Consider the following 22762-nt stretch of genomic DNA (forward strand, 5'->3'; position numbering starts at 1 on the left):
GCCCGGCCCCGTTGCTGCTTGCAGTGATGCCTAGCGGTTGGTGGATTTTTTGGCGGCCGTTTTACGCACTGCAGGCCGCTTGGCGGCAGCTTTTTTACCTGCGGCCTTGGCCGATTTGATCGCCTCTTTGGCCAGGCCAGTGGCCATGTTTTTGGTCATGTCCACCGCCGTTTTGGTGGTGGCTTCTTTCATGGCGCTGGCGGCAATGTTCTGGAACTGCTGCGTGAGCGAGCCCCAGAGCTGCAGCGGGTCCACCAGCCCCGGCACACCGGCCGCCTTGGCTGCGCCCTTGGCATCGCCTTTACTGGCGCTGCTGGCCACGTCGGAAATTGTTTTGGCCGTACTGGCGGCTTTTTCGGTCACGCTTTGCACACCCGACGCAATCGAATCGGCTGCCTTGAGCTTGAGCGCATTGGTCACGTCACCGAGGTTGAAGTTCATGCCCTTGAGGGTGGCCAAGGTCATCTTCTGCACCTCCAGCGCCTGGATGGTGGCACCCAAAGCGCGCGAGTTTTGTTCCAGCCAGAAGTGCACGTTTTTGAGCTCTTCAATGCGCTTGTCCAGCTCCTCCACATTGAGGGTGGGGGCCACCCAATTGGCCAGGTTGGGCATCTGCGGAATGTTTTGGCTGGCGCCTTTGGCCAGGTTTTGCAGAAAGTCAAAACCCGGCACGAACTTGCCAAAACCCGAGGTATCTGAATCGCTCATGTGTGCTCCAAAGGCCTGGTGGTCAGGCTCTGGCGCACAGCTTACTCCAGTTGAAATGCTTGTCCAAGCGTGCTGGATCGCTGCAACGCTAGGCAGATGAAATTTTGCAGTCCGGAATCCATACCGGCCTACCCTTGGGGGAGACCATGGCTTCCATGCGAACGCCGAACGCGGCGGCCAGGTTGTCAATGGTCAATACATCGCTGGGCGCGCCCTGGGTGATGGCCTTTCCATCCAGGAGCAAAGCCACCTCGTCTGCAAATCGGGCTGCGGCATTGAGGTCATGCAACACCATCACAGTGCATAGCTGGCGCTCTCGCGTCATCGTCTGGATCAGGTCCAAGACCTCCAACTGGTGACAGATGTCTAGCGCACTGATGGGCTCGTCAAGCAATAGCAGCGCTGGTTCAGCCACCAAGGCCTGCGCCAGGAATACCAACTGCCGTTGCCCGCCGCTAAGCTCGGTCATGGCCCGCGAGGCGAGGTGCTCCACCCCCAGGCGCCGCAGAACGTTGCCCACTGCGTCCAAATCCTGGGCCTGAACTCGCAAGTTCAGTCGCTTCAAGCGCCCCAGCAATACGACTTCCACCACCGACAGTGCAACGGGAGCCTGGATATCTTGTGGCATATAAGCCACGGCATGACCAACGTCCAGTTGGTCTCCAAACCGAATTTGGCCTTGGCACGGCAAATGCCCTGCAATGGCTTTGAGCAAGGTGGTTTTGCCACAGCCATTGGCCCCCACAATGCCCAAGACCTGTCCGGCATGGGCATGCAAACTCACCTGCTGCAGTACCTTGCGGCTGCCGTACGACACCGATACACCCTGGAGAAACAAGCTCACCAATACACCCGCTTGTTGTGCTTCACAAGCCATATGAAGAATGGAACCCCAATCAGCGACGTCACGATGCCAATAGGGAAGATGGCGCCCGGTGAAATCGTCTTGCTGGCGACTGAGGCCAAAGACAACAACAGGGCGCCAGACAAGGCCGAAAGGGGCAAAAAACTCCGCTGGTCTTCGCCGATCAGCAACCGCGCCACATGGGGCGCCACCAAACCAACAAAGCCGATCGTGCCCACAAAAGCAACAGCAACGCCGGTCAATGCAGACACAAGAATGAAAGCACGGATGCGCAAAGCCCGCACATTGACCCCCAACGCCGCCGCACGTGCATCCCCCAGCTTGAGTGCCGTGAGCGCCCATACATCTCGCACCAAGAAGGGAATACACACCGACATGACCGCCAGAAGTGTCCAGAGTTTGGGCCAAGTCGATTTCTGCAAACTTCCGAAAAGCCAAAAAACGACCTGCTGCAAGGCCTCCGGTGACGCCACCATTTGCAGCAAAGACGTCAGGGCCTGGAAGAGAAATAACAAGGCAATACCTGCCAACACCAATCCTTCTGCCGTGGCTTGACGCGCACCCCCAATGAAATAAACCCCAGAACAGGCGAGGCCTGCGAAAAGGATCGCATTGATGGGGATGGCATAGGTCTCCGGGACCGGCAGCGCCAGTCCCAGCACGATCACCAAAGATGCCCCAAAACCTGCTCCGGCCGAAATGCCCAAGGTGTAGCTGGAGGCCAATGGATTGTTAAGTATGGTCTGCATGATGGCCCCTGAAAGGCCCAATGCAGCGCCGACCGCCAAGGCCATCAACGCGACGGGAAGTCGAATGCTCCAGACGATGGCCATCACCGAGGCATCCCCGCCAAGCCCTGCCACGGCGCTTGCCACCGCAGACAATTCGAGCATGGCGGGTCCCGTGGCAATGTCCAGCAACAGTCCCAGCACCAACATGCCAGCGAATGCCAGCAAAGCCAATCGTCTGCGCCGTGCGGCTTGGCGGTAGGCCAAGGCAACCCAGTCTTGCCGTCCAAAGCTCATGGTTTGATTGGCAACATCCAGACCCCGGAATACTTCACAGGCAAGTATTTTTCGTGGTAATTCCGGAACGCGGCATCCGGATCCACGTCTTTGAAGGATTCGGGATAGAGGCGTTTGGCAATGTATTGCATGGCCACAAAGTCAAACAGGGTGCGGCACAGGCCATGTTCAATGGCGTGCACCTCCCCCGACTTGACCGCCCGCAAGCTGCTGTAGCCCGGACGCTGCACATAGGGTTCGAGACTCTTGCGGGTGATTTCAGCTGTAGCCTCATAGCCGGTGCGAACCGCCTTCGGTCGGTTAACCCAAGACGAACCAGCAAAGAAGATCAGATCAGGGTCCGCTGCTATCACAGCCTCTTGGTTCAATGGCCCCCAGGGGCCGGGCAACTTTCCATCCGCCAGGTTGTCAGCACCCAAGGTGGTGAAAATCTTTCCCCACATGGTGCCGCTGTAGCTGTTACCCACCGTCTCAGCACCTGCCTGCCCCAGCTCGACATAAATTTTCTTGCGTGGTGCATTTTTGGGGATGCGGGTCAACACGTTTTTGTACTCGCGCTCATAGAGCGTGGCCAACTCTTCGGCGCGGCTGTCAGTGCCCATGACTTTGCCAATCGCGCGCGTCGATGCCAGGTGCCTTTCCAGCAACTGGGCGTTGTAATCCACCACCACGATGGGGATGCCAGCGGCTTCGATTTGCCCCCGTGCTGTCTCGAGCGACTTGTAGGTCCATTCGGCGATCAACAATACATCCGGCTTGAGTGCAATGATTTTTTCAGCACTGAATGTCCCATCATCAGAATGCCCGATGTCGGGCATGGATTGCAGATTGGGGATGACATCGGCATACCGTTTGAAGATCACGGGCCGCCAACCTTCCCACGGCGCCCTGGAAATTCCCACGACTTTGGCCCAGCCTTCTTTCCCTGCAATAGCCGTGAACTCCTCGAAATTGAAATTCAATGCCACACGTTGAACGGGTGATGGGACCTTGACCTTGCGGCCGAGGGCATCTGTGACTTCAATGGTTGCAGCATTGACACATAGAGTTAGACCAATTCCGACAAGTAGTAGCAACTGCCGCAGGCGGCGCATAAAAAGCAGAGAGAAAGACATGGATATCCAATCGAAGTAAACAAGAGAAGATCAGCGGCGTACGAGATTCACGCCCCAGTAGTAAGCAGAGATGTTGCGGATGTCGTCGTCGGTGAGGGGCTTGGCCATCGCGGTCATTGCTGGATCCACACGGCGACCGTCCCTGAAATCCTTGAGCTGCTTCTCAAGGTAGACACGCTGCTGATTTTGCAAATTTGGATAGGCCGGATTGCGGGACACACCGTCCTCTCCATGGCAAGAGAAACACACCGCAGCCCTTTTTTTTCCGGCAGCCACATCGGCCAACTGTTGTGCCTGTGCCATCGTCCCAGCTCCCATGCATGTCACCGCAACGAGCGTTGAAAGTAGAGTTTTCATTTGAATACGTTCCGAATGTAGATGTTGATGCCGTAGGCGAAGAAGACCATGATCCAAATCACCAATACGCCGACGGCGGCAGTGCCCCAGCGGGAAGTCCACTTGCCCGCGGTGTAGGTTCCAACCGTGAGTCCTGCTTGGTAGATCAGGCGCAGGTAGTAGCCGCCCACCAACCCTCCAACCCCCAACAAAGTAAGCGAAAAAAGCGTTAACGACGGCACGTCGGCGTGCACGGGGTAGTCCGCAATGTTGTAGCCCAATGGGGATAAATGAGCGATGCGAATAACCTCGCGCCACGCTGCAAGAATGCCGGTCATAGCCACACCACTACCCAATGCGGCGTACCCCAGCCCCTCGAAATGCTTGCGGCTTTTGACCCATAGAGCAAGAGCTGCACACCAAAGAACCAGAACCCACCCAAGGGGGCTCTTCCACAGCCCAAGAGCGAACGGGTTGGTGAGCTGCCATGCCACCATCAACACAGCAGACAACGCAGCACCTCTCCAGGCAATGACCGCACCCAGGTTCCGCACACGGTCCAAATAGGCGGCATCAGCGTCTGCACGGGCACCCACATAGTCGGCGTAGGCCAACAGATACAGGCCAATTGCAGGTACCGAGAGCCCCATGATGAACAGGAATCGCGCGGGCTGCATGGCGTGCAGCTTGCTGCCGGAGGTGTCCACCACTCCACCTGGGGCGTACCACTCTTGCCACTGACTGGGTAACAGCGCTTGGTAGGAAAGGACATGCATGATCAGCCCGTCCAGCACAAAGAGCCCCAGTGCGGCTCCAGCGAAGACGGCCATGAACCGCGTCGCACGCCGGCCATGGTTCTGCGCATAGAAGTAGAACCACATGCTGTACGCGACGATGAGCGTGAAGATGAAGGCGATGGCCCACCGTGCCGACAGGACATTGGAGGCATACCACTGGGGGTCATAAATGACCTGAGTGAACAACAGGGGCGCAACACCCAAAACGATCAACAACGAAACACCGACCTTGGCCACCTTCGTCATTGCTTCCGAAAGACGCGCCCAATGGACATGGCTATCGCGGCGCACATAGGTCCAAATGGCAAGCCCTGCGGCACCCAAGGTCAGGTGGACGAAGACGATATGAAAAACCCAGGTCAACAACATCAACGCCTGGAAAATCGACGGGTGCGCCGGCAGCCCTGCCGAGTCACGCATCGTGTTCATGATGATTCCGATATCTGCCATCTGGTTTACTCCTTGGGCGGCGTGGTTTTGACGGCCACGGTGGCAAGCTGGGGCTTGTTCTGATGGGCAATGAAGGCGGCCAAGGCCTCGATTTCATGCTCGGGCAATACCAACCGTGGCATGTAGGCAATCGTTCCATTGGCCAACGGGCCACGGATAAATGCCGCAATAAGGTCTTCATCGGCCGAACCACCGAACTTGTCGGGCAAGCTGCGCAGGGGTGCGCCTTTTTCCAGCGCATGGCAATTGGCGCAGGCCATTTTTGCCAACAGCTGACCTGCTTCGAGTCGGTTCTCCGGCGTGATGGTGCGCAAGCGCTCTGGCACGAAAGGGTTGAGTTTGAGCAATCCATGCTCGCCAACCCGATCCACCTCTGCGGTGATGCCTTTGCCGGGCACGTCACGCGCGATGATTTGGTTGGAATACACGTATTGGCCCACCACAAAGGGCTTGCGCATGCTTTCACGGATGCGCTCTTCCGGCCAGACGCCGTAGACCGCAATGAACAGGAACAGAGGAACCGCAACCCAGGTACGGATGTGCAATGGTTTGACCCAGGCCCAAATGAGGTAGACGGTGGTGGCTGCGAAGACTGCGATCATTCCCTTCATGTAGACAGGAATCAGGTTCACCGTCAGCATGAGCTGGGCGTTATGGGGCAGGGTCTGCAGGTACCACATGAACATGAGGACCGACAGGAAGCCACCCGCCAAACCGATAGGCGCCAGAATCCGGGCCACGCGTTGCCTCAGATCTGGATCAGCCTGGCGCGACAACACCAGCAACCCCACCACCGTAGCCATCACCAGCATCGAACCGGTTCGTATGCCGAGGTGCGCAAAAAAATTCAGGTTGTAGAAGGCATCGTTGGTCGAACCCGTGGTGTACCAAGCCTCTGAACCGGGCCACATCATGAACGACAGGATGCCCACGATCAGCAGCATGGTGGCCCAGGACGCCAGGGCAAACGACCAGGTGAGCTTCAGGTGGCTACGCGGGTCAATCTTCCCCAACAAATAGACCAGGGCATACACACCTATCACCTCCACAGTGAAGTACACCCACTCAGCGGCCCAGACCCAGACAAAGTTGTGGATCAAGCCGCCCACACCGCGAGGGCTGGCGACGGTGATGGCATACCAAATGCCTGGCCCAGTAATGGATCCGATGATGTAGGAGAACACCAGCAGAAACATGCCGTAGCGCTTGATGAAGTCCAGGATTTGGGGGCGGTTCTGCTTGTAGGCGACCGTTTCCAATATGGCGAACAACAATGCCGCGCCCACTGACGTGTGAGAGGCCACGACATGGATCACGCCAATGATGCCCATCACCCAGGCCGAACCGATCTGTGGGACGTAGAAAGTGGGATACAGGCCTAGCATGTCCATGCGGGCCTCCCGGGCGAGCGGGTCGCCCCTGTTGAATATAAGCTGATCACATCAACTCCTTGGGAATAAAAAAGCCTGCCAGACTGGGTGCTCCTGGTTTCCACCGTGAACCAAGAAGAGGTAAGGCTGATGGGGCAGGTGGGGCAGCACCACAGTCTTCGTGCGGCAGGCAAAACCGGGGCACTACCGTTGGGTAGTGCCTATCTGGTTCAAAGGAACCAGACGCATGTGGTGGCTGTCGACCGTTCCGAAATGTTCGTAGTGCTCGCCTACGCTGGCAGCAGCCAGCCACAGCAGACCCACTGATAGCGCATGGACGAGAACGAACAAAACCACTCCGCGCGGGAGCCTGAAGGTACGAGAGGAATTCACGGCGATCTCCAAACAATGCCAATGACAACCGGACACAGGCGCCCACATCGCTGTGCAAGCGCATCACATGTCCGTCAAAGAGTCAAAGCGTGTGGGGAGGCCCACGCGGCGATGGCGCGTAAGCATTGGAGATCGGAAGGTAGAAAAAAGCCTGCCAGACTGGGCGCTCCTGGTTTCCGCCCTGAACCAAGAAGAGGTAAGGCTGATGGGGGGGCGGGGCAGCACCCAAGTCTGTGGGACGCAGGCAAAACGGGCAATGGGGATGCACGGAGTCCGAGGTTTTCCCTTCGGACTGCTGGGGAGACTCATCTGTCGACTCAAGGGACACCCAACGGGGACCATCGGTCGTACAGACTTCAATCACGCCGGCGCCGCCCTGATTATTGGCGGCGAAAGCAAAACTAGCTGTGGGCGCAAGTACCGACAGCAACAACGCGCACAACAGCGCCCACACCATCCAGAGACGGCGCAGGTTCTGCAGTTGACACGTTGTGCGGTGTTTCACGAGGTCGGACTCAAGAAAGGCGCAACTTCAGCTGAGGGATACGGGAAATCAACAGCCAGTCCAGCACGATGGCGGCCACAAGAACCGCACCTGCCAGGGGAAACGCCAAAGCAGTCAACGCCATGACCACCGCGCCCCCTTTCCACAGGGCGACTTGCGGAGGCGCCGAGGGAGCCACCAGACGCGCAGCATTTTTGGGTCGGCGCACCCACCACATGACAATGCCGCTGACGCAAAGCAACATGATCGCCAGACAGAACACCACGTTTGCGATGGCACTCCAGATTCCCACATCCCCTTGGTGCAAGGCGATGCCAATTGCCATGGCTTTGGCCACGACAGAGTAATCCGCAAATGCAGCTTGTGCCAGCACCTTCCCGGTGTAGCGGTCCACATGCACCGTACGGTCCTGGAACGGATTGCTCAGGTCACCGCTCATGGTGTCGGCAGACAAGGTGTAGACCCCCGAAGCATCCTGCGGCACATTGATATGAAACTGGCCAGAGAAGCCCAAGCGGTTCGCCAACGCGGCAACCCCGTCCAGATTGACAGGCTCTCCTGCGGACACGCCCATTACGCCAGGGGAACCGGCATCCGAACCCGACACGGGCAGAGGAGTTTGCTCCAGTCCCCACGGGACATCATGACCACCAGCGGAATTGAGCGAAGCATGGCTTGCATCGGATTTGGGCACGTTGTCCCATTTGGCAGCAGGGAAAGTAGCCCAGGGCTGGACCAGCTTTCCACCCCAAACGCCGGTCCACGACATGCCGGTCAGCAGGAAGCCAAACAGAATGATGCTCGTCCAAAAACCTACGCTGGAATGCAGGGACTTCCACCAGCGGCGCCCTTTGGTACGCCATTCAGGGACCAAAACTTGCGACCATGCAGTGCCGTTTCGCGGCCAGAACAAATACAGGCCGGTCACGATCATGACCACGGCCAAGCCAGCTGCCACCTCGATGATTCGATCTCCGGCGTCTCCAATCAACAAAGTTCCATGAATTTTCTCGGCCCAGGCGAATACCGTGTTTTCCTTGTCTACGGTCTTCAACACTTTGGCGCTGTAAGGGTCCACTGCCACGGCTTGAGTCGCCCCTTGGTGGGTTACGACAATCCACGAAGCTACGTCGCGCGACTTGGGTGCGATGTATTCCTTGAGGGTCGCCCCAGGATAGGTATCCAGTGCGGCTTGCGCCTGAACGGTAATGGCCCTGACGGTGTTCTGGGGCTCCACGTGGACCAGATTGCCCAAACGGCTCTGAAAACCCGTGAAATACACCATCACAAGCCCCGTAGCCGCCAACATGAACAAGAACGGCACCACGAAGAGCCCGGAGTAAAAGTGCCAGCGCCATGCGGTGGCATACAAATTTGCCGGGGTTGGCTGACGAGCAGCTGGTAGCGATGTGCCTGCGGAAGACGTCATTGAGATATTCCTTTAAAACCGGTAATGGACGGACAACGAGGCGTTGCGGCCTTCAGCAGGGGTAATCCAGCGCGCCACATGCAGGTGACTGGACACGTAGTAGTACGCGTCCAGGACGTTTCGGATGGCCAACTGCACTTCAACGGATTTGCCGGTGCCCGTGCGTGTGCGCCAAGTTTGGGTAATGTCTAAACGTACGTAGCCGGGCAACTCTGTAGTGTTGGCGCGATCGGCATAACGCTTGGTTTGTGCGTAAATGCCTGCGCCCGTCAGCCACTGAACATCAGACTCAACAGGCCACAGGTATTGGCCCCACAGGGTGAGGGTGTGCGCCGCCACATTGGGCGTTAGCTTGCCTTTGTAGACAGGGTGTTCAGACACGCGGGCGTCGGTGTACGCGTAAGCTACTTTTGCCTGAAGCCGGCGTGTCAAGTCACCCGTGAGCGAGGCCTCCAGACCTCTCGACCGGGCCTTCCCATCTACGGTGAAATCGAAGTTGCTGGCGGTGGCCTGGTCATCGGCAATCATGTTGCTCTGGTCGAGCTGGTAGACGGCAACGTCGGAGGCCAAAGCCCCCCCATTCCACAGCGACTTCCAGCCGAGCTCAAGCTGCCTGCTTTCGCGCGATGGCAGCGACTGGTTGCTGGAAGATGACACCTGGTTGGGTGACATACCCATGGCGGCATTGGCATACACACTGTCGGCGCTGGACAACTTGCGCAACACGCCGACTTTGGGCAGCCACTTGGTCTCCATGACCGATTTGGTGCCAGCAGTTCCGTACATGAAGTCTTGCTGTACAAACCGTACACCAGCAACCCCGGTCCACTCACCCAGCATCACCTGATCTTGCACGGACAATGCAACACTTTCCAGGTTTTGACGCGTGGTAGCGCCTGCGGCCAGCACCGTAGAAGGTGCTTTGACCAACCCGAATACGGGGTTGAATACATTGATGTCCGGGCTATTGGCAGCCGGGATGGTGAGCGAGGGCTGGTTGAGCGTTTCGCGGTAATAGTCGGCGCCGACCATCAAGGTATGTTGCAAGCCGCCCCACTGGTGCTTGCTCTCCACGGTACTGGCCACCGAGTCAATCAGCCGATCGGTCCCGGGTTCGTAGGCGGCAAACCGGCCCCAATCACCGCTGGCATTTTTAACGTTGCCGGTCAGGCCGCTCTTGATTGAGGTGGAGCGCGCTTCCAAGTGCGTCCAATCCATATTCAGACGCGCGTCAGGGCTGAGGGCTACATCAGCATGGATGTCAAAGATACGGTTCTGGGTGGTGGAGTTGTCCCATGGCTCCCCGTACTGCCGATCGCGCGGCACATCAATCGGACTTCCGTTGAGTGCAGGAATGCCGTAGTCAGGTTGGTAGGTCTGGTTGGTGGCTTCCGCATTCAGACGAAGGTGGTAGCTGTTTCCCTCCGATTGGGACACACTAAGTTTGACCCCATCGAGTTTGTCAGGTGTGTGGCGCCATTCGCTGGCCGCCGAACGGGTCAATACCAAGCGGGCGGCCAACTCGTGCTCTTCCGACAGCACTCGGTTGATATCTGCCGACAACTCCATGGCGCCGGAGCCTCCAGCAGAAACGCCAACTGACCCAAAGTTCGCCATCTCAGCCTGCTTGCTCATCAGGTTGACGGTGCCCCCAGGTTCGCTACGTAGCCCCAAAGCCGCGCCGGGCCCCTGCAGTACGTCCACACTGTCCACAAACGCTTTCACAAACGGGTAGTTGGACATGCGCACGCCGTCGCGCAACACCCGGTTGGAACCGGTGCCGCTGTCGGCAATAGAGCCACGCAGCACAAAGAACTGGGTGTGCACTCCGTTGAAACCCGAATCGGCCTGTGCTCCCGGCACATTGCGCAAGGCATCTTGGAGCGTACGACCCGCCTGGGCCTGCACCAGCTCCAACGGCACATGGGATACCGAGAACGGAATGTCGATGTTTGCGGCCTCGACTCCCGTGGCGACGTTGCGTTTGGGCAAGTGCACAGGAAACACCACCGATTCACGCACTTCTACCGGGGCCAGCGATTTCACGGCATCAGCACTTTGCGCCAAAGCCATCACACCGCCACTGGCTGCGGCCATGGCCACGCCCCATCGAATCATTCCGTTCATTTCCAGGCCTTAGTGCTTGTGTGCCGCTGGAGCGTCTTGCTTGCCATGGGCACCATGGCCTTCGGCGCCCATCTTCACCATGCCTTCAAAGCTGGCAAATTGCTTGAGCTTGTCCTTGGAGAGCTTGGACTCGGCGGCAGCTATGGCCTTGGCCATGGCGGCAGCGGCATCCGCCGACATGCCTGTGGTCTGCAGCACTTTGGCGTCCTTCAGGCCATCACCGGCGCACACCGAAATGAACCAAGCGCCCTTGTCTTTCTGAAGCAGGGCGCGACCACCCTTGCCACCTTGGGTCCAGCCAGCCACGGCGTAGTTGCCCTGCACCGTCACGGGCTCCACGGCCAGCGGAGCGTCTGGGCGGTCAAATTGCTTTTTCATGATCGCGGTGATTTGCTCTGCATCACTGCCCTTGGGGGCCACCATCGCAGCGCCATGGGCAGCGTGGGCATCATGGCCACCGTGGGCCATGGCAGCGCCCGCAGGAGCCATCTGCGACACCGGCACCTTGATCTCCGATTTGCTTTCCACGCCCTTGGCGTCTTTGAAGACCAAGGTCAAGGGTATGGTGGTGTCTTTCTGCAGGGGCAGCTTCAGGTCCAGCAGCATCACGTGGTAACCACCGGGCTTGAGCTCCACGGCTTTGCCCGCAGGCAGATCCAATGCGGGCACAGCGCGCATCTTCATCACGTCGCCTTCCATCTTCATCTCGTGTACTTCCGTCACTCCGGCTACGGGCGACGTGGCAGACACCAGCTTGGCGCCGTCCTTGGCCGTCAAGGTCATGAAGGCACCGCTAGCTTTTTGGCCCTGCACGGTGGCACGGGCCCAGGCGTTTTTCACCTCCACGGTTTGCGCCCACAGGCTGGTGGACAGGCAGGCCGCAACCAGGGCGACGGTACTCAGGCGATAGCGGTTCATACAAAGCTCCTTGAAAAAAATTAGTGGGCGTGGCCGCCAGCGGCTTGCACATCCAGCACATCGAGACGGGCAGCGGGCGACTTCAGGCTGTGGGCGTCTTGGCCTGCAGCGGGAATTTCCACCCATTCATTGGCACCCTTGGTGCAACGTTGCACTACCTTGAACCACTGGGTTCCGGGCTTTTTGGGTGTGGTGCCGCGGAACACAAACTCGTCGTAATGCGCGTCCGGCAAAGCGTCAGCCACGTTGTTAACGGTCCAGGTAATTTCCAGCACGCCTTCGGTGTATTTTTTGCCATGGGCTTCGTAGGGAGTGGCCAGCTTGCCGACCTTGGTGCTCACGGTCCAGCCGAGCTTGACCATGGGCTGGGCACCGTTGAAGCCTTCGGGTACGGTGACCTGGATGGACGTGGTGGCGGCGCCTTCGCATCCATGGCCTACCCGCAACACACCGCGGTAGCTGGCGCCGGCCGCTGCCGCCTGGTCTTGCAAGGTTACATGACCAAATACGGCTGTAGAGCCCATGAATACTGCGCAAGCAGCTACGATTTGAATAGCACTTTTCATACACAACTCCGAAGTAAAGACGACAGTGCAGCCGAAGCAACCAGGGACTAAACCCCACAACACAGCAACACCAGAGCACAAAAAAGACAGGCCCACCAGGGGCCAGGAGACGCCGCCAACCGTCAGCCTGCGAGAGGCCGAGCGTGCGACTTAGACGGGTACGGGAGGAGCGCGGGCGGAAGCGGGGTCCGCAGTGCGCCAGGTGATGTGGCGGGGCGGGCCGGTGCGCAGCACATCGGCCAACGCCACTGCGGGCACCACCACATCGGCGGTGGCAGGTGGTGCACCTGCCGGGAGACACATCACACAGTCCAGCGTATGGGCCATGGTGGCGGGTGCACCGCCATCCACATCATCGGCCGCCACCAGCTTGACGCTGCCACCGGCACTGCACACCAGCGACAGGGCCTGTGGATTGACCACAGGCGCTGCCACGGCTACCCCGATGGCCAATGCAAAACACGCCAACATCCAACGGATGAGGGCGCGTGATTGACGCAGGGATTGCAGGCTGAGCATGCACGGATTATGGCCCAAGACATGGCGCACAAGGAGCGGCTGGCTTGATTCGCATCAAAGACACGCGGCGCGGAGGGGCGGACCATGGAGCCTGAAAACGCCCCGTCGGGCGTTGCAAGAAAGATGCCATGACCGCACTCGACACCCTGTCTCTGGAAGCCGCCCTGAACGACAAGCGCAGCAGTTTGCTGGCCCAACTGGCCACCTTGCGCGACGGCGCCCCCAGCCGTGCAGAAGCCTCTGCAGCCCACTTTGCGCACCGCGAAGACTCCCAGGCCCAGACGGCGACTGAGCGAGACTTGGAGTTTGCCCTGGACGACCACGAAAGCACCGAACTGCGCCGCGTGAATGCTGCCCTGCAGCGCCTGGCCAACGGCAGCTACGGCCTGTGCGCAGACTGTGGTGTGGCGATTGCCCCGGCACGCCTGCAAGCGGCACCGGAAGCCGAGCGCTGCCTCCCCTGCCAGGAGGCGCTGGAACGCGGCTGAACTGCTATTCTCCGGGGCACCGAGAACCCTGTTGCCCACCAGGCAGCCCCGCCCCCATGATGAATTACACCTTTGTCTCCGCCACCATCCTGCTGATCCTGATCACCGATCCGATTGGCAACATTCCGATCTTTGCCAACGCGCTCAAGCACGTGGCGCCCGAGCGGCGGGCCAAGGTCATCCTGCGAGAGATCCTGATTGCGTTTGCGCTGCTGCTGACCTTCATGTTTGTGGGCGAGAGCTTTCTGCGTGTGATGAACCTCAGCGAGCTGTCGCTGCAAATCGGCGGCGGTGTGATCCTGTTTTTGATTGCACTGCGCATGGTGTTTCCGCCCGCAGCCACCACCGAGGGCGAAATCATGACCGAACCACTCATCGTGCCGCTGGCCGTGCCCGCCGTAGCAGGCCCGTCTGCCTTGGCCACGGTGCTGCTGCTGGTGTCGCAACAGCCGGATAGGCGCATGGAGTGGATTGGTGCACTGTGTGTGACCATGCTGGTCAGCGCCGTGGTGCTGGTGTCGGCTGAACGCATCCAGCGCATCATCGGCGACCGCTTGGTGGTGGCCGCTGAACGTCTCATGGGCCTGGTGCTGGTGTCGGTGGCGATTGAAATGATGCTGCGCGGCGTCAAGACCTTTGCGGTGCAGCTCTCCGCTGCGACCTAAGGCAGCAGGCCCAGCCCCTGCGCATGGTGGCGCAGGTGGTCTTCCATGAAGGTGCTGATGAAGTAGTAGCCGTGGTCGTAACCCGCGTGGCGGCGCAGCGTCAGGGGCTGCCCCACTTGGGCACAGGCCGCCTCCAGCAGGTGCGGGTGCAACTGCTCTTCCAGAAACTTGTCGGCCAGCCCCTGGTCCACCAAAATCCCGCCGGGGTACGGCGCGCTGGTTTGTGCGGCCATGAGCGCCGACGCATCGTGCGCAGCCCACAGGCTTTCGTCCTGGCCCAAGTACCCGGTGAACGCTTTTTTACCCCACGGGCAATGGCTGGGCGCACAAATCGGCGCAAACGCGGACAGGGTTTTGAAGACGCCAGGGTGGCGCTGCGCCAGGGTGAGCGCTCCGTGCCCGCCCATGGAGTGGCCCGTGATCCCCATGCGTGCGGCATCGACGGGCAAGTCTTGCGCAATGTGGGGCAACAGCTCTTGGAGCAAATAACTCTCCATGCACCAGTGGCCACTCCAAGGCGCTTGTGTGGCGTCCAGGTAAAACCCGGCGCCCACGCCAAAGTCCCAGTGGTCGGCCTCACCCACCAGGCCTGCGCCGCGCGGACTGGTGTCGGGCGTGATCAGCGCCAGGCCCAACGCTGCGGCCACACGCTGGGCACCGGCCTTGAAGGCAAAGGTTTCCTCCGTGCACGTCAGCCCTGCCAGGTACACCACGGCGGGCACCGGCCCGCTGGACGCCTGCGGTGGCAAAAAGATGCCAAAACGCATCGGCAGGCCTATCTCGGATGAGACGTGTTTGTAGAAACGCTGCACGCCACCAAAGCAGGCGTGCTCGCTTTGCAGTTCAAAGCTGGGGTTTTGCATGAATTGCTATCAAAAAAGAAGCTGTTTGCGCAATATCAACGGGCTCTAGAGGCCAATTTGCTTAATAAATGACGACGCCGCGGATCGACTCGCCGCGCTTCATCAAATCAAAGCCTTTGTTGATGTCTTCCAGCGGCATGGTGTGAGTGATGAGGCTGTCGATGTTGATCTTGCCTTCCATGTACCAGTCCACGATCTTGGGCACATCGGTGCGGCCGCGTGCGCCGCCGAAGGCCGAGCCTTCCCACTTGCGGCCCGTCACCAACTGGAACGGGCGGGTGGAGATTTCGGCGCCAGCCTCGGCCACGCCGATGATGATGCTGCGGCCCCAGCCTTTGTGCGTGCACTCCAGCGCCTGGCGCATGACCTTGGTGTTACCGATGCACTCGAAGCTGTAGTCGGCACCGCCGTCGGTGAGCTGAACAATCGCGTCAACGATGTTGCCGCCCGCGGCCTCAATGTCCTTGGGGTTCAGGAAGTGCGTCATGCCGAACTGGCGTGCCATGGCTTCGCGCTCGGGGTTCAGGTCCACGCCAATGATCTTGTCCGCGCCCACCATCTTCAGGCCCTGGATCACATTCAGGCCAATGCCGCCCAGGCCAAACACCACGGCGTTGGCGCCGGCTTCCACCTTGGCGGTGAAGATCACCGCGCCGATGCCGGTGGTCACACCGCAGCCGATGTAGCACACCTTGTCAAACGGTGCGTCCTCGTGGATTTTGGCGAGGCTGATTTCAGGCGCCACCGTGTAGTTGCTGAAGGTGCTGGTGCCCATGTAGTGGAAGATGGGGTCGCCATTCAGGCTGAAGCGCGAGGTGGCATCGGGCATCAGGCCCTTGCCTTGGGTGCCGCGGATCAGCTGGCACAGGTTGGTCTTGCGCGACAGGCAAAACTTGCAGGTGCGGCATTCGGGCGTGTAGAGCGGGATGACGTGGTCGCCTTTCTTCAGGCTGGTCACGCCGGGGCCCACGTCCACCACAATGCCCGCGCCTTCGTGGCCCAGGATGGCGGGGAAGATGCCTTCAGGGTCCGCGCCGCTCAGGGTGTAGTAGTCGGTGTGGCAGATGCCGGTGGCCTTGATTTCGACGAGCACTTCGCCGAACTTGGGGCCTTGCAGGTCTACGGTTTCTATGGTCAGGGGTTGGCCTGCTTTCCAGGCGACGGCGGCGCGTGTTTTCATTCGGAGGTCTCGGTAGAAGAATCAGGGGCGCTCTCGGCAGAGGGCGCAGGTATGGGGTCAGCAAAAACCGCTACAACAGTATCACCAGAAACGGATGCCGCAGTGGCGCCGGGGGCTGTTCGGCCGCGGCTTTCGGGCGGCACCACTTCTTGCAGGATGGCACCAAACACGCTCTGCCCATCGCGGCCTTTCACCTCGATGCGGATGGTGTCACCGTACTGCATGTACTCGGTGCTGGGCTGGCCGTCCTGGATCGTCTCCATCGCGCGCTTCTCGGCAATGCAGCTGTAGCCGTTGGGCCAGTCAGTGCGATTTTTGCGCGCAACACCCTTGTTGCTAATGGTGCCCGAGCCAATGATGGAGCCCGCCCGCACCCGGCGCGTCTTGGCCAGATGGGCAATCAACTGGCCAAAGTGGAAGCTCATGTCGCTGCCGGCCTCGCACATGCCAACTTTTCGGCCGTTCCAGGTGCACTGCACGGGCAGGTGTACCCGGCCGCGGGCCCAGGCATCGCCCAGCTCGTCGGGTGTGACGGCCACGGGGCCAAACGCGGTGGCGGGCTTGCTCTGCACGAAGCCAAAGCCCTTGGCCAGCTCATCGGGCACCAGGTTGCGCAGCGTCACGTCGTTAGCCAGCACCAAGAGGCGTACCGCGTCGATGGCGCGGTCGCTGGGGCAGCCCAGTGGCACGTCGCCGGTGATCACAGCCAACTCGGCCTCAAAGTCCACGCCCCAGGCCAGGTTGGCGCACACGATGTCAGCCTGCGGACCCGCCAAGTCGTCGCTGCCACCTTGGTACATCAGCGGGTCGGTGGCAAAACTCTCGGGCACCTCGGCGCCGCGGGCCTGGCGCACCAGCTCCACATGGTTCAGATAAGCAGAGCCATCGGCCCATTGGTAGGCGCGCGGCAGCGGCGCCATGCACAGCGCCGGGTCGAACGGGAAGGCATGGCGCGCGCGGCCCTGGTTCAACAATGCATAGAGGTCTTCGAGCTGGGGGGCGAGGTAATTCCAGTCGTCCAACACTTGCTGCAGGCGGTTGGCAATGTGGGTCGCATAGTGCGCCTGGCTCAGGTCGCGGGAGACGACCACCAGCTGCCCGTCGCGGGAGCCATCTTGGTAGGTAGCGAGTTTCATGCGGGCATTTTCGCCGGGAATGGGCGGTGTCAGGCCGTGCATTAAACTGAATCCAGCCCCGCCCACCTGTTTGACCCGCCCCATGCTTTTGACCATGCCTGCGCCCTTGTTTTCCTTGCCCCTGCCCTTTGCGGCACGGCATGGGCGCACGCTGATTGCCGTGCTAGGGGCTGTTCTGCTGGCGCACTGGCTGGTGCTGGGTCAGCCTCTCACGTGGAAACTGGACTGGGCACCGGCCGGTAGTGAAGCTGGCAGCATTGACGAGGGGCCCACTGCCGCAGCGCTGCAAACCCGCACCATCTCACAGAGCCCGCCCCCACCGGCGGTGCATGGGCCCCAGGAGTTGCCAGCGCCAACACAGGCATTGCCATCCTCTGCCCGAGCAGCCCCTAGCCAAACAACCCGCCTCGCTCCGTTGCCGCCCCCCCCCGCGCCCACAGCCGCTTCCACTTTGCCAAACGCCCTGGATTTGGAGTCAAAACCACCTCTAAGCCCCGTAGATACTGCGCAAACAGCTCCAAATACCGTAGCAAGCCACGCACTGCCTTCGCCCCCCCCGGACTCCGGAGGCAACAAGGGTGGCGCAGCAGCTGTGACCACTCTGGCGGCTGGAGCAGCCCAAGCCAGCGACGCCCCGCTGCGCCTGGCCTACCCCGAGCCGGCAAGGCTGAAATACGAAGTGCGCGCCGAAGTGAAAGGCATTTCGCTGAGCCTGAATGGCGAGCTGCTGTGGCAACACGACGGCAATACTTACAACAGCCGCTTGGAGTTCAGCCACTTTTTGCTGGGCTCGCGCATGCAAACCAGCAAGGGCGCGTTGGGTCCGCAGGGACTGGAGCCAATCCGTTTTGGTGACAAGGTGCGCAGCGAGGTGGCGGCCCACTTCGACCGCATCGCCAACAAAGTCACTTTCAGCGCCAATACCCCGGATGTGCCGCTGACGCCGGGTATGCAAGACCAACTCAGCGCAGTGCTGCAGCTCAGTGCCATGTTGGGCGGTGAGCCGCAGCGTTACCCGGCCGGTACCCAGATCCCGTTCGAGGCGATCGGGCCGCGTTCGGTGGAATCCTGGACCATGGTGGTGGGCAACACCGAAAAACTGACGCTGCCCGGTGGCGAAGTGAGTGCTATCAAGCTATCGCGCGGCGCGGTGGGGCCCTACGGCAACCGGGCTGAGATCTGGCTAGCGCCCAGCATGGGTTATTTGCCGGTGCGCATCCGCCTGACGGAAGCCAACGGGGATGTGGCGGATAAATTGTGGCGGAGCACGCAGGCGCCTTAAACCCTGTTACTCTTGAAACCGCGAAGATGGCGTCCAAATACGGTCTATCTCTTGTTGGTAAACACTATGCACACTTTGTACGACTCTGAATCTTTCTCCGTCACCCACATGCTGGCCAACGGCGAGCCAGACGGTGTGCAACCCGAAAAAACCGAGCGATACCCGCAGGGCGTGCCCATGCTGGCACGCCACGGTTTTGAGATCGTGGACAAGCGTTCGGGCAAAGAGGTCTACCTCGATGGCTCGTGGGCCGAGCTGTTTCAGCAGCACATCCAGGCTTGGCAGGTCAACACCCCAACCCAGGAAGAAGTGGAAGACACGCTAGACCAGTATGCGGTGCTGGCACAGAACCCGGTGGTCGTTCACTAGGTCTGCGCCACCACCCGCACCAGAGGGGCTCTTCGGAGCCCCTTGCGCTTTCCAAATCCCACATACCGGCGCATGCCCGGGAACTGCGACAATCTCGCCCCATGAGCCAGACTTACATTCTCACGTTTTCCTGCCCTGACCGCCTTGGTTTGGTGCACGCCGTTTCGGGCTTTTTGCTGGAGCGCGGCGGCAATATTGAAGAAGCCGCCCAATACAACGACCCTGATACCGGCCTGTTTTTCATGCGGGTGCAGTTCAGCTGCAGCCAACTGAGCCACACGGACCTGCGCACCCAGCTCGGCAGCTTCGCCGAACCGTTGCACCTGCAATGGAGCCTGCACGCCACGGCCCAGCCCATGCGCACCGTCATCATGGTCAGCAAAGAAGGCCACTGCCTGAACGACCTGTTGTTCCGTTGGAAAAGTGGCCTGCTGCCGCTGGACATCCGTGCCATCGTCTCCAACCACCGCGAGTTTTACCAGCTGGCAGCCAGCTACAACGTGCCCTTTCACCACATTCCGGTGACAGCCGCTACCAAAGCCCAGGCCGAAGCCCGCGCCTTTGAGGTGATTGAGTCCGAAGGGGCCGAACTGGTAGTGCTTGCGCGCTACATGCAGATCCTGAGCGACGACCTGTGCCGCAAGCTGGCCGGCCGCGCCATCAACATCCACCACAGCTTTTTGCCCAGCTTCAAAGGCGCCAAACCTTATTACCAGGCGCATGACCGCGGGGTAAAGCTGATTGGTGCCACCGCCCACTATGTGACGGCAGACCTGGACGAAGGCCCCATCATCGAGCAGGACGTGGCGCGCGTGGACCACAGCAAAACGGTGGAAGACCTGACCACCCAGGGCCGAGACACCGAGAGTCAGGTGCTGGCCCGCGCGGTCAAGTGGCACAGCGAGCACCGCGTGCTGCTGAATGGCCACAAGACCGTGATCTTCAAATAAGAAGCCCGGGGGAACTAACCCTGCAGGTGGAAGCGACCGACCAGCTGGTCCAGCGACTGGGCCTGTTCGTCCAGTGACTGGGCGGCGGCGGCGGCTTCTTCCACCAGCGCGGCGTTTTGTTGGGTGCTTCCATCCAGTTGGGCCACGGCGCGGTTGATCTCTTCAATGCCCGCACTTTGCTGCACCGATGCGCCAGACAGCTCTTCCATCACCGTGCTGACCTGCTGCACGCTCTGGGACATTTCGGCAATCGTTTGACCCGCTTTTTGTGCCAGTTGTGCGCCATCTTTGACTTGGGTGGTCGACGCCTCGATCAGTGCATTGATTTCACGCGCCGCCTTGGCACTGCGCTCGGCCAGTGAGCGCACCTCGGAGGCCACCACCGCAAACCCACGCCCCTGCTCGCCGGCGTGCGCGGCTTCAACGGCTGCATTCAGCGCCAGAATATTGGTCTGGAAAGCAATGCCTTCAATCACACCAATGTTGGCGTGGATGGCCTCGGTGCTCTTGCTGATCTTTTCCATGGTGGAGACCACACTGGCCACCACTTCGCCACCCTGCTGGGCCGAGCGCTTGGCCAAACCAGACAGCTGGGCCGCCTGTGTCGCGCTGTCGGCATACCGCTTGGCAATCGCTGCCATTTGTTCCACGTTGGTGGTGGTTTTCTCCAGCGACGCCGATTGCAGCTCCGTGCGCTGCGACAAATCCAGGTTACCCATGGAAATTTCGCGGGAGGCATTGGCCACCTGCTTGGAGCTGCTCGCAATTTCACGCATGGTGTCGGCCAGTTTGCCCTGCATGTCGCGCAGCGAATACAGCAAACTTTCCGTGTCCTTGGGCTCCAGGCGAATTTGCATGGACAGGTCGCCTTGGGCAATGCGACTGGCAATCGACTTGGCATAGGCCGGTTCGCCGCCCAGCTGGCGCACCAAGCGACGGGTTACCCAGCCACTGATGACCAAGGACAACACCACGAGCAGCGCCATGATGCCCACCACCCACATTTGGGATGACTGGTAGATTTGGCCTGCATTCACGATAGTCGCCTCGGCCGACTTCGAGCGTTGCTCCACCAGAGAATCCACAATTTTTTCCAGTTTGCGGGTGTCGTTGAGCAAGCGTGCGTCTTCGGTCGGTACGTCAGTGCTCATTTGCATCAGATCTAGCGGCTGCTCTTTCACCAGCGCGATGTAGGCCCGCTGGCGCTTGGTCCAGTTGGCCATCGCATCGATCAGTTGTTGGCTGGAGGCGGTGCTTTCTTCAGAGGTTGACAAGCCTTTGATAACTTCCAGGCGTTGGCTAATTTGCGTGAGGCTGGCCTCAATATCGCCGCCCAGCGTGTAGCGCTCTGCTGCAGTGGTGGCCGTCAACAGCTGGGTTTGGGCGCGGCTGGCACGCAAAATCAGGCCCTGCGCTTGCTCCGCCGCCTGGCCCGCAGCAAATTCCTGCTCATAAATGGCTTTGGTGGATTCATTGAGACGACCCATCTGGAACAGCGAAAACACGCCAATCACCACAGCGCCAGCCAGCACGCAGGCAAACGCCAGCCAAAGACTGGCCCGCACCGACAACGACTCAAGTACCGCGACACGTGGCAACTTGGTGCGACGGTAGCCACGCTCCGTATCGTTTACCTCGTGGTCGTCGCTCGCCAGGGCAGGTGCCAACGCCAGGCCTGCGGCCAGGGTGAGCGCAGTCTCAGAAGACGAAACTTGCATACCAAACACTCCAACAGTTGTGCAGTCTCCCCGCGATTCAGGATACTGGTTTTTACGGCGTTTCGCCCATTTTTTCGCCCAGACACACCGGCTTGCCGGCAGCCCAAGCGCCGTCGAACGCGAGGCGGTCGCGTCCAAACAGCATCACAACTGTGGAACCAAGCAAGAAGCGTCCCATCTCATCCCCTTGCTTCAAAACCACCGCATTGGCGTCATAGTGCCACTCGGTAATCTGGGGCAGGCGGGGCGGATTCACCACACCGTGCCACACCGTGGCCATGCTGCCCACCACGGTGGCGCCTACCAAGGTGAGCACAAAAGGGCCATGGTCAGAATCAAACACGCAGACCACACGCTCATTGCGCGCAAACAGGCCGGGCACGCCGCGTGCTGTGGTCGGATTCACCGAAAACAAATCGCCGGGCACATAAACCATGCGCCGCAACACGCCATCGCAGGGCATGTGGATACGGTGGTAGTCGCGCGGGCTGAGGTAAATCGTCGCAAACGTGCCGTTGTCAAACTGTGCCGCCAGCTTGGCATCGCCGCCCACCAACGCCGTGGTGCTGTAGTGGTGGCCCTTGGCCTGAAAGATCTGATCCTTGTCTATCGCGCCAAACTGGCTGATGGCGCCATCCACCGGGCAAACAAAGGGAGCAGAAGCGAGTGGGCGCACACCTTCTTTGAGAGCGCGCGTGAAGAAATCATTGAAAGTGGCGTAGGCCGCGGGGTCCGGGTTGGCGGCCTCAGCCATGTTGACCCGGTATTTGCCAATGAACCACCGAATCAACGCGGTAGTGGCTTTGCCGCCGCGGGCGCCAGCAACCAAGCCGCCAAAGGCGGTGAGGGCTTTTTTGGGGAGCAGGTACTGTGGCAGTACGGCGAGGGTGTCAGACACAGGGGAACTCCCGAGGAAAAAAGATCGCCATTCTACTGAGGCATCTTCTTCTCTATACCGTTCTGCCCCCCCCCACACGCTCTCGGAGCG

24 protein-coding genes and 1 pseudogene are annotated in these 22762 nt (G+C 60.1%); 5 read left to right on the forward strand and 20 right to left on the reverse strand.

From position 1 onward, the window contains the following. Positions 1 to 30 precede the first annotated feature (30 nt). The 15 genes and pseudogenes from U5O12_RS19600 to U5O12_RS19665 form a co-directional block, all read right to left on the reverse strand. Positions 31 to 708 (reverse strand): PhaM family polyhydroxyalkanoate granule multifunctional regulatory protein, encoded by a 678-nt coding sequence (locus tag U5O12_RS19600; RefSeq protein ID WP_322580268.1) that lies wholly within the window; start codon positions 706 to 708, stop codon positions 31 to 33. Between the two features lie 88 nt (positions 709 to 796). Further along, positions 797 to 1552 carry an ABC transporter ATP-binding protein gene (locus U5O12_RS19605; protein ID WP_322580269.1) on the reverse strand — a complete coding sequence of 252 codons (756 nt, stop codon included), beginning with the start codon at positions 1550 to 1552 and terminating at the stop codon, positions 797 to 799. Further along, on the reverse strand, positions 1549 to 2598 hold the full coding sequence (locus tag U5O12_RS19610) for an iron ABC transporter permease (RefSeq protein WP_322580270.1): 1050 nt from the start codon (positions 2596 to 2598) through the stop codon (positions 1549 to 1551). Before U5O12_RS19610 ends, U5O12_RS19605 begins: the two co-directional genes overlap by 4 nt. Further along, entirely contained in the window at positions 2595 to 3713 is a 1119-nt protein-coding gene (locus U5O12_RS19615) for an ABC transporter substrate-binding protein (protein ID WP_322580271.1), read from the reverse strand. Before U5O12_RS19615 ends, U5O12_RS19610 begins: the two co-directional genes overlap by 4 nt. A gap of 30 nt (positions 3714 to 3743) precedes the next feature. Beyond that, on the reverse strand, positions 3744 to 4070 hold the full coding sequence (locus tag U5O12_RS19620; RefSeq protein ID WP_322580272.1) for a cytochrome c: 327 nt from the start codon (positions 4068 to 4070) through the stop codon (positions 3744 to 3746). Further along, positions 4067 to 5296: a hypothetical protein gene (locus U5O12_RS19625; protein ID WP_322580273.1), complete on the reverse strand. Its 1230-nt coding sequence runs from the start codon at positions 5294 to 5296 to the stop codon at positions 4067 to 4069. Before U5O12_RS19625 ends, U5O12_RS19620 begins: the two co-directional genes overlap by 4 nt. Positions 5297 to 5301: 5 nt before the next feature. Further along, positions 5302 to 6687 carry a cytochrome c gene (locus U5O12_RS19630; RefSeq protein ID WP_322580274.1) on the reverse strand — a complete coding sequence of 462 codons (1386 nt, stop codon included), beginning with the start codon at positions 6685 to 6687 and terminating at the stop codon, positions 5302 to 5304. A gap of 183 nt (positions 6688 to 6870) precedes the next feature. Beyond that, positions 6871 to 7059, reverse strand: coding sequence for a hypothetical protein (locus U5O12_RS19635; protein WP_322580275.1), 189 nt, complete (start codon positions 7057 to 7059; stop codon positions 6871 to 6873). An 82-nt stretch (positions 7060 to 7141) separates the two neighbouring features. Continuing rightward, positions 7142 to 7516, reverse strand: a complete 375-nt coding sequence (locus U5O12_RS21270) for a DUF2946 family protein (RefSeq protein WP_416221537.1) — start codon at positions 7514 to 7516, stop codon at positions 7142 to 7144. A 58-nt stretch (positions 7517 to 7574) separates the two neighbouring features. Then, entirely contained in the window at positions 7575 to 8993 is a 1419-nt protein-coding gene (locus U5O12_RS19640; RefSeq protein WP_322580276.1) for a PepSY domain-containing protein, read from the reverse strand. A gap of 12 nt (positions 8994 to 9005) precedes the next feature. After that, positions 9006 to 11120, reverse strand: coding sequence for a TonB-dependent siderophore receptor (locus U5O12_RS19645; RefSeq protein WP_322580277.1), 2115 nt, complete (start codon positions 11118 to 11120; stop codon positions 9006 to 9008). 9 nt (positions 11121 to 11129) lie between these two features. After that, positions 11130 to 11588, reverse strand: coding sequence for a copper uptake system-associated protein (locus tag U5O12_RS19650; protein WP_416221538.1), 459 nt, complete (start codon positions 11586 to 11588; stop codon positions 11130 to 11132). Beyond that, positions 11571 to 12038, reverse strand: a pseudogene (locus U5O12_RS19655) (copper chaperone PCu(A)C); the annotation flags it as partial. The gene U5O12_RS19650 and the pseudogene U5O12_RS19655, both read right to left, overlap by 18 nt. A gap of 20 nt (positions 12039 to 12058) precedes the next feature. After that, positions 12059 to 12604: a YcnI family protein gene (locus U5O12_RS19660; RefSeq protein WP_322580278.1), complete on the reverse strand. Its 546-nt coding sequence runs from the start codon at positions 12602 to 12604 to the stop codon at positions 12059 to 12061. 150 nt (positions 12605 to 12754) lie between these two features. Further along, positions 12755 to 13123: a DUF2946 family protein gene (locus U5O12_RS19665; protein ID WP_322580279.1), complete on the reverse strand. Its 369-nt coding sequence runs from the start codon at positions 13121 to 13123 to the stop codon at positions 12755 to 12757. Between the two features lie 128 nt (positions 13124 to 13251). Here U5O12_RS19665 and U5O12_RS19670 point away from each other — a divergent pair, with 128 nt between their 5' ends. Together U5O12_RS19670 and U5O12_RS19675 are read left to right on the forward strand one after the other, a co-directional pair. Next, entirely contained in the window at positions 13252 to 13611 is a 360-nt protein-coding gene (locus U5O12_RS19670) for a TraR/DksA family transcriptional regulator (protein WP_322580280.1), read from the forward strand. A 59-nt stretch (positions 13612 to 13670) separates the two neighbouring features. Then, the gene (locus U5O12_RS19675) at positions 13671 to 14276 is read left to right on the forward strand and encodes a MarC family protein (RefSeq protein WP_322580484.1); all 606 of its coding nucleotides are present in this window, start codon (positions 13671 to 13673) and stop codon (positions 14274 to 14276) included. Here U5O12_RS19675 and fghA read toward each other — a convergent pair. From fghA to U5O12_RS19690, 3 genes are all read right to left on the reverse strand, one after another. Then, positions 14273 to 15139, reverse strand: coding sequence for an S-formylglutathione hydrolase (gene fghA, locus U5O12_RS19680; protein WP_322580281.1), 867 nt, complete (start codon positions 15137 to 15139; stop codon positions 14273 to 14275). The two genes, U5O12_RS19675 and fghA, sit on opposite strands and share 4 nt — an antisense overlap. 61 nt (positions 15140 to 15200) lie before the next feature. After that, positions 15201 to 16319 carry an S-(hydroxymethyl)glutathione dehydrogenase/class III alcohol dehydrogenase gene (locus U5O12_RS19685; protein WP_322580282.1) on the reverse strand — a complete coding sequence of 373 codons (1119 nt, stop codon included), beginning with the start codon at positions 16317 to 16319 and terminating at the stop codon, positions 15201 to 15203. Further along, positions 16316 to 17455: a fumarylacetoacetate hydrolase family protein gene (locus U5O12_RS19690; RefSeq protein ID WP_322580283.1), complete on the reverse strand. Its 1140-nt coding sequence runs from the start codon at positions 17453 to 17455 to the stop codon at positions 16316 to 16318. The genes U5O12_RS19685 and U5O12_RS19690 overlap by 4 nt, the downstream gene beginning before the upstream one ends. Before the next feature lie 82 nt (positions 17456 to 17537). On the opposite strand from U5O12_RS19690, the gene U5O12_RS19695 reads away from it, so the two are divergent. The 3 genes from U5O12_RS19695 to purU all read left to right on the forward strand — a co-directional run bounded on the left by U5O12_RS19695 (position 17538) and on the right by purU (position 20056). Continuing rightward, complete coding sequence (locus U5O12_RS19695; protein WP_322580284.1) at positions 17538 to 18737, forward strand: DUF3108 domain-containing protein; 1200 nt, start codon at positions 17538 to 17540, stop codon at positions 18735 to 18737. Between the two features lie 66 nt (positions 18738 to 18803). Next, entirely contained in the window at positions 18804 to 19106 is a 303-nt protein-coding gene (locus U5O12_RS19700) for a DUF3567 domain-containing protein (RefSeq protein ID WP_322580285.1), read from the forward strand. A 101-nt stretch (positions 19107 to 19207) separates the two neighbouring features. Next, the gene (gene purU, locus U5O12_RS19705; RefSeq protein WP_322580286.1) at positions 19208 to 20056 is read left to right on the forward strand and encodes a formyltetrahydrofolate deformylase; all 849 of its coding nucleotides are present in this window, start codon (positions 19208 to 19210) and stop codon (positions 20054 to 20056) included. A 14-nt stretch (positions 20057 to 20070) separates the two neighbouring features. Here purU and U5O12_RS19710 read toward each other — a convergent pair whose 3' ends face one another. Together U5O12_RS19710 and asd are read right to left on the reverse strand one after the other, a co-directional pair. After that, entirely contained in the window at positions 20071 to 21774 is a 1704-nt protein-coding gene (locus U5O12_RS19710) for a methyl-accepting chemotaxis protein (RefSeq protein WP_322580287.1), read from the reverse strand. A gap of 52 nt (positions 21775 to 21826) precedes the next feature. Beyond that, positions 21827 to 22672: an archaetidylserine decarboxylase gene (gene asd, locus U5O12_RS19715; RefSeq protein ID WP_322580288.1), complete on the reverse strand. Its 846-nt coding sequence runs from the start codon at positions 22670 to 22672 to the stop codon at positions 21827 to 21829. Positions 22673 to 22762: the final 90 nt, after the last annotated feature.

Source organism: Rhodoferax sp., assembly GCF_034519335.1.
GTDB lineage: Bacteria > Pseudomonadota > Gammaproteobacteria > Burkholderiales > Burkholderiaceae_C > Allorhodoferax.

Coding starts and splice junctions, on each gene's coding strand:
- U5O12_RS19610 (WP_322580270.1), bottom strand. CDS start 2,598: ATGAGCTTTGGACGGCAAGACTGGGTTGCCTTGGCCTACCGCCAAGCC.
- U5O12_RS19665 (WP_322580279.1), bottom strand. CDS start 13,123: ATGCTCAGCCTGCAATCCCTGCGTCAATCACGCGCCCTCATCCGTTGG.
- U5O12_RS19690 (WP_322580283.1), bottom strand. CDS start 17,455: ATGAAACTCGCTACCTACCAAGATGGCTCCCGCGACGGGCAGCTGGTG.
- U5O12_RS19630 (WP_322580274.1), bottom strand. CDS start 6,687: ATGGACATGCTAGGCCTGTATCCCACTTTCTACGTCCCACAGATCGGT.
- fghA (WP_322580281.1), bottom strand. CDS start 15,139: ATGCAAAACCCCAGCTTTGAACTGCAAAGCGAGCACGCCTGCTTTGGT.
- U5O12_RS19675 (WP_322580484.1), top strand. CDS start 13,671: ATGAATTACACCTTTGTCTCCGCCACCATCCTGCTGATCCTGATCACC.
- U5O12_RS19660 (WP_322580278.1), bottom strand. CDS start 12,604: ATGAAAAGTGCTATTCAAATCGTAGCTGCTTGCGCAGTATTCATGGGC.
- purU (WP_322580286.1), top strand. CDS start 19,208: ATGAGCCAGACTTACATTCTCACGTTTTCCTGCCCTGACCGCCTTGGT.
- U5O12_RS19685 (WP_322580282.1), bottom strand. CDS start 16,319: ATGAAAACACGCGCCGCCGTCGCCTGGAAAGCAGGCCAACCCCTGACC.
- U5O12_RS19615 (WP_322580271.1), bottom strand. CDS start 3,713: ATGTCTTTCTCTCTGCTTTTTATGCGCCGCCTGCGGCAGTTGCTACTA.
- U5O12_RS19710 (WP_322580287.1), bottom strand. CDS start 21,774: ATGCAAGTTTCGTCTTCTGAGACTGCGCTCACCCTGGCCGCAGGCCTG.
- U5O12_RS19650 (WP_416221538.1), bottom strand. CDS start 11,588: ATGGCCCACGGTGGCCATGATGCCCACGCTGCCCATGGCGCTGCGATG.
- U5O12_RS19600 (WP_322580268.1), bottom strand. CDS start 708: ATGAGCGATTCAGATACCTCGGGTTTTGGCAAGTTCGTGCCGGGTTTT.
- U5O12_RS19670 (WP_322580280.1), top strand. CDS start 13,252: ATGACCGCACTCGACACCCTGTCTCTGGAAGCCGCCCTGAACGACAAG.
- U5O12_RS21270 (WP_416221537.1), bottom strand. CDS start 7,516: ATGGTGTGGGCGCTGTTGTGCGCGTTGTTGCTGTCGGTACTTGCGCCC.
- U5O12_RS19700 (WP_322580285.1), top strand. CDS start 18,804: ATGCACACTTTGTACGACTCTGAATCTTTCTCCGTCACCCACATGCTG.
- U5O12_RS19620 (WP_322580272.1), bottom strand. CDS start 4,070: ATGAAAACTCTACTTTCAACGCTCGTTGCGGTGACATGCATGGGAGCT.
- U5O12_RS19625 (WP_322580273.1), bottom strand. CDS start 5,296: ATGGCAGATATCGGAATCATCATGAACACGATGCGTGACTCGGCAGGG.
- U5O12_RS19640 (WP_322580276.1), bottom strand. CDS start 8,993: ATGACGTCTTCCGCAGGCACATCGCTACCAGCTGCTCGTCAGCCAACC.
- U5O12_RS19645 (WP_322580277.1), bottom strand. CDS start 11,120: ATGAACGGAATGATTCGATGGGGCGTGGCCATGGCCGCAGCCAGTGGC.
- U5O12_RS19695 (WP_322580284.1), top strand. CDS start 17,538: ATGCTTTTGACCATGCCTGCGCCCTTGTTTTCCTTGCCCCTGCCCTTT.